Source organism: Aeromonas sp. CD, from assembly GCF_033349375.1.
Classification (GTDB): Bacteria; Pseudomonadota; Gammaproteobacteria; order Enterobacterales; family Aeromonadaceae; genus Aeromonas; species Aeromonas hydrophila.
In genome coordinates this window covers 2,628,260-2,638,957 of the sequence record NZ_CP137631.1, presented here as the reverse complement: position 1 = coordinate 2,638,957, position 10,698 = coordinate 2,628,260, and the positions used below count along the sequence as shown (strand labels likewise).

The window sequence follows — 10,698 nt, the reverse complement described above, 5'->3', positions numbered from 1 at the left end:
GCACAGTTAGCGATCAGCAGGGGCTTGATGGGGTGGTATTGAGTCATGCTTCGTCCTTGAAACGGGGGCGCCAGGCGGGAGGGCGTTTGTCGAAGAAGGCTTGCATCCCCTCCTGAGCCTCGAGACCGACCCTTACCCGGGCGATGGTCTCGACGGTTTTCTCTTCGTGCAGGCTGGCGCCGTGGCTCTCGAGGGCGGCCAGCAGCCGCTTGGTCTCTTTCATCGCCTCCGGCCCGTTGCGGCACAGGCGCAGGGCCTGCGCGCGTCCTTCGGCCAGCAGCTGATCCGGCGGGCAGCGCCGGTGCGCCACATTGAGCCGGCAGGCGGTCACCGCATCGAACGGTTCGGCGCAGAGCATCAGGGCGCGGGCCTGGCGCATCCCCATGGCGCGCACCACGTAGGGGCTGATCACCGCGGGCACCAGCCCGAGGCTCACCTCGGAGAGGCAGAAACGGGCGTCATCGGCGGCCAGCACCAGATCGCAGGCGCAGATGAGGCCGAGCGCTCCGCCGTAGGCGGCGCCCTGTACCAGCGCCACCGTAGGGAAAGGGAGCTCGTCCAGGGTTTGCATCAGCCGGGCCAGCACCCGGGCGTCTTCCCGGTTGTGCTCGAAATCGGCATGGGCCAGGTTGCGCATCCAGTTGAGGTCGGCGCCGGCGCAAAAATGCTTGCCTTCGGCCCGCAGCAGCAAGGCGTGGGGGCGATCGGCGAGGGCCTGGCCGTGGGTGTGGGCCAGCTCGTCGAGACCGTCGAGCAGCCCCAGCATGAGGTCGGCGTCGAAGGCGTTGTGGCGGGCCGGGCGGTCGAGCACCAGCTCGGCCAGCGGGCCATGTCGCTCCAGCCGAAAACCGGGCTGGAGGGCGTGACTGAGTGGATCGGACATGTGAACTCCTTACATCCGGAAGATGCCGTACTGTTCCGGGCCGGTCTCGGCCCCCTGACAGGCCGCCAGCGCCAACGCCAGCACGGTGCGACTCTGGGCCGGGTCGATGACGCCGTCATCCCACAGGCGAGCGCTGGCGTAGTAGGGGTGACCCTGACGCTCATACTGCTCGATCACCGGGGCGCGGATGGCGGCCGCCTCCTGCTCGCTCAATGGCTTGCCCTCAGCCGCCAGCTTGTCCCGGCGCACCTGCACCAGCACCCCGGCCGCCTGCTCGCCGCCCATGACGGAGATGCGGCTGTTGGGCCAGCTGAACAGAAAATCGGGGTCGTAGGCGCGCCCGCACATGCCGTAGTTGCCGGCACCAAAGCTGCCGCCGACGATCAGGGTGATCTTGGGCACCCGGCTGCAGGCCACGGCGGTGACCAGCTTGGCGCCGTGCTTGGCGATCCCTTCGCGCTCAGCTTGGCTTCCCACCATAAAGCCGGTGATGTTTTGCAAAAAGATCAGCGGGATGGCGCGCCGGTTACAAAGCTGGATGAAGTGGGCCCCTTTCTGGGCGCTGTCGCTGTGCAGCACGCCATTGTTGGCGAGGATCCCCACCGGCATGCCGCAGATCCGGGCAAAGCCGGTCACCAGTGTAGTGCCGAACAGCGCCTTGAATTCGTCAAAGTCCGAGCCATCCACCAACCTGGCGATCAGCTCCCGTGCGTCATAGGGGCGCTTGAGGCTGGTGCCCACCAGGCCGTAGAGATCCTCGATGGGGTAGCAGGGGGGCTCATAGCCGGGACTGGTCTCTACCGGCTCGTTGCCCAGGTGGGTCACCAGTGTGCGGGCGATGGCCAGGGCGTGGCCATCGTCGCGGGCCATGTGATCCGCCACCCCGGAGTGGGCGCAGTGCACTTCGGCCCCGCCCAGCGCCTCGGCGCTGATCTCTTCGCCGGTGGCGGCCTTGACCAGCGGCGGCCCCGCCAGAAAGATGGTGGCCTGCTCCCTGACCATGATCGACTCGTCCGCCATGGCGGGCACATAGGCGCCGCCGGCGGTACAGAGGCCCATCACTACCGCCAGCTGGGGGATGTTCTGGGCCGACATGCGGGCCTGGTTGTAGAATATGCGGCCAAAGTGATCCCGGTCGGGGAACACCTCGTCCTGCATCGGCAGGAAGGCACCGCCGGAATCCACCAGATAGAGGCAGGGGAGGCGCAGCCGCTCGGCGATGGCTTGGGCACGCAGGTGTTTTTTCACCGTGAGCGGGTAGTAGGTGCCGCCCTTCACGGTGGCGTCATTCACCACCAGCATGCACAGGCGCCCAGAGACCCGGCCGATGCCGGTGATGATGCCGGCGGCGGGCACCGGCTCGTCATAGACCTGCCAGCCGGCTAGCGCCGAGAGCTCGAGAAAGGGGGAACCTGGGTCCAGCAACTGGTTGATGCGCTCGCGGGGCAGCAGCTTGCCACGGGCCTGATGGCGGGTGTTGTTGGCAGCGCCCCCGCCCAAGGCTATCTCTTCCAGGCGGGCATTGAGATCGTCGACCAGTGCCTGCATGGCGGCCCGATTGGCCGCATATTCCGGACTCGCCGTGTCGAGGCGGGAGTGGAGCCTGCTCATGCGTTCTCTCCCATCAGCTCGCGGCCGATGAGCCAGCGGCGGATCTCCGAGGTGCCGGCGCCGATCTCGTAGAGTTTGGCGTCCCGCAGCAGGCGGCCGGTGGGGTATTCGTTGATGTAGCCGTTGCCGCCGAGCAGCTGGATGGCATCGAGCGCCATCTGGGTGGCATTTTCGGCGGCAAACAGGATGGCGGCGGCGCAATCCTTGCGGCTGGTACGGCCCTGATCGCAGGCGCTCGCCACCGAGTAGACCAGCGCCCGGCTGCTGGCGAGGCGGGTATACATGTCGGCGAGCTTGCCCTGCACCAGCTGGAACTCGCCTATGGGTTGGCCGAACTGCTTGCGCTCGCGCACATAGGGCAGCACCACGTCCATGCAGGCCTGCATGATGCCAAGGGGGCCCGCCGCCAGCACCACCCGCTCGTAATCCAGCCCGCTCATCAGCACCTTGACCCCGCCGTGCAGGGGGCCCAGCAGGTTTTCCTGCGGCACCCGGCAGTTGTCGAACACCAGCTCGCAGGTGCTGGAGCCGCGCATACCGAGCTTGTCGAGCTTCTGTGCAGTAGTGAAACCGGGAGTGCCCGCCTCGACAATAAAAGCGGAAATCCCTTTGGGGCCGGCAGCGGGATCGGTCTTGGCATAGATGACGAAGGTGTCGGCATCGGGCCCGTTGGTGATCCACATCTTGTTGCCATTGAGCACAAAGTGATCCCCCTCGCGCACCGCGGTGAGGCGCATGCTGACCACGTCGGAACCTGCACCCGGCTCGCTCATGGCCAGCGCTCCCACATGCTCGCCGCTTACCAGCGGGGGCAGGTAGCGCGCTTTTTGCTCCGCCGTGCCGTGGCGGTGGAGCTGGTTGATGCAGAGGTTGGAGTGGGCGCCGTAGGAGAGGCCGACCGAGGCGCTGGCGCGGCTCACCTGCTCCATCACCAGCACATGGGCCAGATAGCCGAGGTTCACCCCGTCATACTCCTCCGCCACCGTGATGCCGTGCAGACCCAGCTCCCCCATGCGGGGCCAGAGATCGCGGGGGAAGACGTTGCTCTGATCGATGTCGCCGGCGCGCGGCGCGATCACTTTCTGGCAGAAGGCCTCGACCTGCTCGGTCAGGGCGCACAGGGTCTCGTCCATCACTGCATGCATCCTTGCTCTCCTCATATGAAGGGGATGACAGCTTGGCAGCCGAGCTGAAACAGGGGGCCAAACTGGTCAGTCCATTTGTGATTTAAGTTTACGTTAGCGTAAACGTAAGTTGATTGTTAGTCTAAGGTAAATTTGTTGCGCCATGACGGCAAGGGCGATTGCCCGGTCGTGATGGTCCCCGTCACAGGAGTGCCCATGGTCCGTTCGCAAGCGGCCCATGATGTGCCAGCAAGGAGAGAGTGCCCATGAACAACCATCAGACCCGGTTCGGTGACGTGCCGCTGCACATCGGCGGGGAGGCGTATCCTTCCGCGAGCGAGCAGTGGATCGAGGTGACCGACCCGGCGGATCAGAGCCTGCTGGCGCGGGTGCCGAAGGCCACCTCGGCGGAAATTGAACTGGCGGTGCGCACCGCTCACGACGCCTATCTGCTGTGGCGGGAGGTGCCGGCCTCCGAGCGGGCCCGGGTGATGTTCAACTACCAGCATCTCTTGAAGACGCATCACGACGAGCTGGCGGCCCTGCTGGCCCAGGAGACCGGCAAGAATCTGGCGGATGCCAAGGGGGATGTGTGGCGCGGCATCGAGGTGGTGGAGCAGGCCTGCGCCATCGCGAGCCAAACCCTGGGGGAGACCATGGGCAACGTGGCGCGGCGGGTCGACGGTCACTCCTGGGTGCAGCCGCTCGGGGTCTGCCTTGGCATCACTCCTTTCAATTTTCCGGCCATGATCCCGCTCTGGATGTTCCCGCTGGCGGTGGCTTGCGGCAACGGTTTTGTGCTCAAGCCTTCCGAGCAGGATCCGCTCACCCCCATGCGGCTGGCCGAGCTGTTTGCCGAGGCGGGTGCCCCCAAGGGCATTCTGTCGGTGGTGCACGGCGGCGCCGAGCAGGTGGATGCGCTGCTGGCCCATCCCGACATCAAGGCGGTCAGTTTCGTCGGCTCGGCCCGGGTTGGCGGTCACGTCTATCGCAGCGCCACGTCGCAGCTCAAGCGGGCCCAGTGCTTTGTTGGTGCCAAGAACCACATGGTGATCATGCCGGATGCCAACAAGGCGCAGGTGCTCAGCAACCTGGTGGGGGCCGGGATCGGCGCCGCCGGTCAGCGCTGCATGGCCATCAGCGTTGCGGTGTTCGTAGGCAGTGCCCGGGAGTGGATCCCCGAGCTCGCCGCCGAGTTCGCCAAGGTGAAGCCCGGCGTCTGGCACGATCCCGAGGCGGCTTATGGCCCCCTCATCAGCCCGGAGGCCAAAGTCAGGGTGGAGGGGCTCATTGAGGCGGGGATCGCCGAGGGAGCCGAGTGCCTGCTGGACGGCCGTTTTTGCGATGTGCCCGGCTACCCGGTGGGCAACTGGGTGGGGCCGACCCTGTTTCGCGGCGTGAGCCCCGAGATGCGCATCTACCAGGAGGAGATCTTCGGGCCCGTGCTGGCCTGTCTTGAAGTGGCGAGCCTCGATGAGGCGCTCGCCCTCATCAACGACAACCCCTACGGCAACGGCACCTCTATCTTCACCGGTTGTGGCGCTGCCGCCCGCAAGTTTCGTCATGAGGTGGCGGTGGGCCAGGTGGGGATCAACGTGCCCATCCCGGTGCCGCTGCCGTTCTTCTCCTTCACCGGCTGGCGCGGCTCCTTCTACGGGGATCTGCACGCCTACGGCAAGCAGGCGGTGCGTTTTTACACCGAGACCAAGACGGTGACCGAACGCTGGTTCGACGAAGACATCCCGACCGGCCCCAACATGACCATCCAGCTGCGCTGACGGCAGGTTGCTCGGGCGCACTCACTGACAGCAACGGATCGACCGAACAAGTATAAGGAAGCAAACAAGATGGATTTTAACCTGACCCCGGACCAGCAGGCCTATGTGGAGGCCGCCAGCGCTTTTGCCGAGGAGGCGCTCAAGCCCCACGCCGCGCGCTGGGACAAGGAGCACGAGTTTCCCGTCCTGACTATCAAGCAGGCGGCGGCGCTCGGCTTTTGTGGCCTCTACACCCCGGAGCAGTACGGCGGCCTCGGCCTGCCAAGGCTCGATGCCAGCCTTATCTTCGAGCGCCTCGCCATGGGTTGCACCTCCACCACCGCCTATCTGACCATCCACAACATGGTGAGCTGGATGCTGGGCAGCTGGTTGCCTCCCGAGGTGGCCGAGGAGTGGGTGCCAAGGCTCGCCGGCGGCGAACTGCTGGGCTCCTACTGCCTCACCGAGCCGGGCGCTGGATCCGATGCGGCGGCCCTCAAGACCCGCGCGGTGCGTGACGGCGAGGATTACCTTCTCGATGGCAGCAAGGTGTTCATCTCGGGCGCCGGCAGCACCGACGTGCTGGTGGTGATGGCCCGCACCGGTGGCGAGGGGGCGAAGGGGATCTCCGCCTTCATGGTACCGGCCCAGACGCCCGGCGTGAGTTATGGCAAGGCGGAGGAGAAGATGGGCTGGAACAGCCAGCCGACCCGGGAGGTGAACTTCAGCGCCGTGCGCATTCCCGCCCGTTACCGGCTGGGGCAGGAGGGGGAAGGGTTCAAGTTCGCCATGCAGGCGCTCGATGGCGGGCGCATCAACATCGCCACCTGCTCGGTCGGCACTGCCCAGCAGGCCCTCGACGATTCCCTGGCCCATGTACAGCAGCGCCAGCAATTTGGCCACCCGATCAGCGAATTTCAGAGCGTGCAGTTCCGTCTGGCCGACATGGCCACTGAACTGGCTGCTGCCCGGCTGCTGGTGCGTCAGGCGGCCGCGAGACTCGATGCCGGGGCGCCAGACAAGAGCGCCTGGTGCGCCATGGCCAAGCGTTTTGCCACCGACGTGGGTCACCGCATCTGTGACGACGCCCTGCAACTCTTTGGCGGCTATGGTTATATCCGCGAGTACCCGCTCGAGCGCTACCTGCGCGATACCCGGGTCCACCGCATTCTGGAAGGGACGAATGAAGTGATGCGGCTCATCATCGCCCGCCGCCTGCTGGCTGAGCCCGGGCTGGCGCTGGAGTAGCGGGGTGGGGCCGCCGTGCCCGGCAGCCCGCCCTGACGACGCGGCTGGCGTGACGCGTCGTCAGGCTTTGTGAGCCAGCCGCAGGTCGGCTCCATTCAACCCTGTCATCATGGGGCAGGTTTTTTGACAAGGACAACGCAATGACAAGGATCAGGCTCGAATATCACGGTCACGTGGCCTACATCACCCTCGACCATCCTCCCGCCAACACCTGGACCCTCGCCAGCCTGCAGGCCTTCTTGCAGATGATGGTGGAGCTCGACAGCCGCCCCGACGTGGTGGCGCTGGTGATCCGCGGGGCCGGAGACAAGTTCTTCTGTGCCGGCGCCGACCTCAACATGTTTGCCGACGGCAACCTGGAGCACGCCCGCGAAGTGGCCGAGGCCTTTGGCCACGCCTTCGAGGCGCTGGCCCGCTTTCACGGGGTCAGCATCGCCGCCATCAATGGCTACGCCATGGGGGGGGGCCTCGAGGTGGCGCTGGCCTGTGACATCCGCATTGCCGAGCAGCAGGCCAAGCTGGGCTTGCCGGAGGCCTCGGTGGGGCTCTTGCCTTGCGCCGGCGGCACCCAGCGCCTGACTGAACTGGTGGGGCCGGGCTGGGCCAAACGGATGATCCTCTGCGGCGAGAAGGTGAGCGCCACTCTGGCCTACGAGATGGGGCTGGTGGAGGAGGTGGTGAAGGAGGGCCACGCCTGGGAGGCGGCGCACCAGATGGCCCAGCTGGCGGAGCGTCAGAGCCCGAGCGCGCTGCGCGCCTGCAAGACCCTCATTAATCAGGGGCGCAGCAGCCATCGGGACACGGCACTGCCGCTCGAGCGCAGCCTGTTTCTCACCCTGTTTGACGATGCCAACCAGCGTGAAGGGGTGGCCGCCTTCCTCGAGAAGCGAGCCCCGCGCTGGCATTACGACCAATCCAAGCCGATGAAGAGTGAGGGAGTGAAGGATGAATGAGGTAATGATGGCGGCCCGCCATGCCGCAGGGGCTGATACCCGGTCTGCGGGGGCTCGCCATGAGTGAGCCTGTGCGCATCGAGACCCATCCCACGGCGGATGGTCGCCACATCGGCATGTTGACCCTGGACAGCCCCGCCTCCCTCAACGCCCTGAGCCTTGAGATGATCCAGTTGTTGCAGGCGGCGCTGACCCGCTGGGAGCAGGATCCGGCCATCGTCTGCGTGCTGCTGCAGGGAGCCAGCGAGAAGGCGTTTTGCGCCGGTGGCGACATCCGCTCCTTCTACTACCGCAAACAGGAGGCGAGCGAGTCGGCACTGTTTGGCTATGCTCGCGACTTCTTCCTGCAGGAGTACCGGCTCGATCATCACATCCATCGCTATAGCAAGCCCCTCATCTGCGTGGCGGACGGTATCTGCATGGGCGGCGGCATAGGCCTCTTTGCCGGGGCCGGATTCCGGGTGGTGACCGAAAAGAGCCTGTTCGCCATGCCGGAGGTGACCATCGGCCTCTATCCGGATGTGGGGGCCAGCTGGTTTTTGAGCCGTATGCCGGGGCGGCTCGGGCTCTGGCTCGGCCTCACCGGGGCCCGCTTCAACGGGGCGGATGCCATCGGCCTGGGTCTGGCGGATCACGCCATGGCGAGCCGTGAGCGGATGGAGCTGCCGGCGCGCCTCGCCGCCCTCGACTGGTCTGACTCTGCCGATACTGGCGAGCAGATCGAGGGGCTGCTGGCTGGGTTGCAGCGATCCCTTGGCCAGACGCTGCCGGCCCCCGTGCTCTTGCCCCACCAGGCTTGCATCGATGCGCTGTTGGCCGGCCGCTCGTTGCAAGGGGTGTTGGCACGCCTCGCGGGCACCGAGCTGGACGAACCGGCGCTGGCCCTGGCGCGAGAGACTTGCCAGAGCGGCAGCCCCATCAGCCGCGCCATCCTCTGGCGTCAGTTCTGGCAGGCTCGGCGCCAGTCGCTGGCCGAGGTGTTTGCCGACGAGCTGGCCCTCTCGGTCAACTGCGTGCTCAAAGGGGATTTCGTGGAAGGGGTGCGGGCGCTGCTCATCGACAAGGACAAATCACCCCGCTGGCAGGCCCCGCAGGCGGGCGAGGCCTGGCTGGATGACTTCTATCGTTGGCCCGAGGGGAACAACCCCCTGCGTCCCTGCTGACGGGCGATCACACACAAGGAACAGACCATGACAAGGATTGGATTTATCGGGCTTGGCAACATGGGCGGCCCCATGGCCGCCAACCTGGCCAGGGCGGGGCACACGGTGCAGGTGTTTGATCTGGTGGCTGAGAGCCTGACCCGCGCCATCGAGGCCGGCTGTATCGCCGCCGGCGACGCCCGCGAGGCGGTGAGCGGCTGCGAGCTGGTGATCAGCATGCTGCCGGCGGGCGAGCATGTGCGCAGCCTCTGGCTGGGCGAGGGTGCCGGTGAGCGGGGCGGGCAGGATCTGCTGGCGGCCCTGCCGCTCGGCGCCCTGGCCATCGACTGCTCCACCATCGACGTGGCCTCGGCCCGTCAGGTGGGGGCGGCGGCGCAGGCGCGCGGCATCCGTTTTCTCGATGCCCCCGTCTCGGGAGGCGTGGCCGGTGCGGTGGCGGGTACGCTCACTTTCATCGTGGGTGGCGAACAAGCGGATTTTGAGGCGGCCAAACCCGTGCTCGCCTGCATGGGGCAGAACCTGTTTCACGCCGGGGCGCTCGGCGCCGGCCAGATCGCCAAGATGTGCAACAACATGCTGCTCGCCATCCACATGGCGGGCACCGCCGAGGCGCTGGCGCTCGGGGTCAAGGAGGGGCTGGATCCGGGGGTGCTCTCCACCATCATGGGCAAGAGCTCGGGCAACAACTGGAGTCTCGAGCGCTACAACCCCTGGCCCGGGGTGATGGAGAACGTGCCGGCGTCGCGCAACTATCAGGGGGGCTTCATGACCCGGCTGATGGTCAAAGACCTGGGATTGGCCATGGCCCTGGCCGAGCATGCCCACAGCGCCGTGCCGATGGGGGCCCTGGCCCGCAACCTCTTCAACCTGCACGCCACCAAGGGGCAGGGGGCTCGGGATTTTTCCAGCATCGTCGAACTTTATCTGGACAAGACAGAGCCGGGTTAAGCGTCGCTGCCCGCTTTTTTACCCGGTATTGACCTGCCATCTCACCAGGAGCATTTATGGATATCACACAGAAAGTCATCGCCATCACGGGGGCGGGCAGGGGGCTGGGCCGCGCCATCGCCCTGAGTCTGGCGGAGCAGGGCGCACAACTTGCGCTCATCGACGTCAACCGCACCGATCTGGAGGTGACCGAGGCGGAAGTGCGCAGCCGTGACGGTCAGTGCGCCCTGTTCGTCTGCAACGTGGCGAGCGAGCCGGAGGTCGAGGCGACCTTCGCCGCCATCAAGGGGCAGTTCGGTGCTCTGCACGGCCTCATCAACTGCGCCGGCATTCTGCGCGACGGCATGTTGATCAAGGTGAAGGAGGGGGGGCTGACGGAGAAGATGAGCCTGGCCCAGTGGCAGAGCGTCATCGACGTCAACCTTACCGGCACCTTCCTGTGCGGGCGCGAGGGGGCGGCGCTGATGGCCACCGGCGGGGAGGGGGGCGTCATCATCAACATCTCCTCCATCGCTCGCGCCGGCAACATCGGCCAGAGCAACTATGCCGCCAGCAAGGCGGGGGTGGCCTCGCTGGTGGTCACCTGGGGGAAGGAGCTGGCTCGCCACGGCATCCGGGTGATGGGCATCGCTCCCGGGGTGTTTGCCACCGACATGACGGCGGCGATGAAGCCGGAGGCGATGGCCCGCATGCAGCAGGCCATCCCGGTGGGCACCCTCGGGCAGGCGGCGCAGCTGGCCCAGACGGTGCATTTTATTCTCGCCAATGACTATCTGTCGGGGCGGATGATCGAGCTGGACGGCGGCTTGCGCCTCTGAATATCGGCGCTCTGTTGCAGATGCCCCTGGCCCTCGGCGCAGGGGCATTTTTATTGAAACGTTTGTCAGCAGCCGGGTTTGTCGACCTCGGCTGCAAGCTGCATTCTCATGCAGGTCTGATCCGTAAAAACGGGGCTCAGGTCATGGAAAAATGTGAAATATCAACGGGTCTTTCTTAATTTGAGCCAGCTCA

General features: G+C 66.1%; 9 protein-coding genes. 6 read left to right on the top strand and 3 right to left on the bottom strand.

The features are described 5' to 3' along the window. Positions 1–43 precede the first annotated feature (43 nt). Genes R2E40_RS12300 through R2E40_RS12290 form a run of 3 tightly spaced genes read right to left on the bottom strand, consistent with a single transcriptional unit; the run spans position 44 to position 3,639 of the window. On the bottom strand, positions 44–883 hold the full coding sequence (locus R2E40_RS12300; protein ID WP_318163473.1) for an enoyl-CoA hydratase-related protein: 840 nt from the start codon (positions 881–883) through the stop codon (positions 44–46). 9 nt (positions 884–892) lie between these two features. Beyond that, positions 893–2,494 (bottom strand): carboxyl transferase domain-containing protein, encoded by a 1,602-nt coding sequence (locus tag R2E40_RS12295; protein WP_318163472.1) that lies wholly within the window; start codon positions 2,492–2,494, stop codon positions 893–895. Next, positions 2,491–3,639 carry an isovaleryl-CoA dehydrogenase gene (locus R2E40_RS12290; RefSeq protein ID WP_318163471.1) on the bottom strand — a complete coding sequence of 383 codons (1,149 nt, stop codon included), beginning with the start codon at positions 3,637–3,639 and terminating at the stop codon, positions 2,491–2,493. The genes R2E40_RS12295 and R2E40_RS12290 overlap by 4 nt, the downstream gene beginning before the upstream one ends. A 245-nt stretch (positions 3,640–3,884) precedes the next feature. Between R2E40_RS12290 and R2E40_RS12285 the strand changes: the two genes are divergently transcribed. The 6 genes from R2E40_RS12285 to R2E40_RS12260 all read left to right on the top strand — a co-directional run bounded on the left by R2E40_RS12285 (position 3,885) and on the right by R2E40_RS12260 (position 10,505). After that, entirely contained in the window at positions 3,885–5,396 is a 1,512-nt protein-coding gene (locus R2E40_RS12285; RefSeq protein ID WP_318163470.1) for a CoA-acylating methylmalonate-semialdehyde dehydrogenase, read from the top strand. Positions 5,397–5,465: 69 nt separating this feature from the next. Then, positions 5,466–6,623 (top strand): acyl-CoA dehydrogenase family protein, encoded by a 1,158-nt coding sequence (locus R2E40_RS12280; protein ID WP_318163469.1) that lies wholly within the window; start codon positions 5,466–5,468, stop codon positions 6,621–6,623. A gap of 140 nt (positions 6,624–6,763) precedes the next feature. Next, entirely contained in the window at positions 6,764–7,576 is an 813-nt protein-coding gene (locus tag R2E40_RS12275; RefSeq protein WP_318163468.1) for an enoyl-CoA hydratase, read from the top strand. 59 nt (positions 7,577–7,635) lie between these two features. Further along, positions 7,636–8,739: an enoyl-CoA hydratase/isomerase family protein gene (locus R2E40_RS12270; protein WP_318163467.1), complete on the top strand. Its 1,104-nt coding sequence runs from the start codon at positions 7,636–7,638 to the stop codon at positions 8,737–8,739. Positions 8,740–8,766: 27 nt separating this feature from the next. After that, a complete protein-coding gene (gene mmsB / locus R2E40_RS12265; protein WP_318163466.1) occupies positions 8,767–9,687 on the top strand; it encodes a 3-hydroxyisobutyrate dehydrogenase in 921 nt (306 codons plus the stop codon). 56 nt (positions 9,688–9,743) lie between these two features. Continuing rightward, positions 9,744–10,505, top strand: coding sequence for an SDR family oxidoreductase (locus tag R2E40_RS12260; RefSeq protein ID WP_318163465.1), 762 nt, complete (start codon positions 9,744–9,746; stop codon positions 10,503–10,505). Positions 10,506–10,698: the final 193 nt, after the last annotated feature.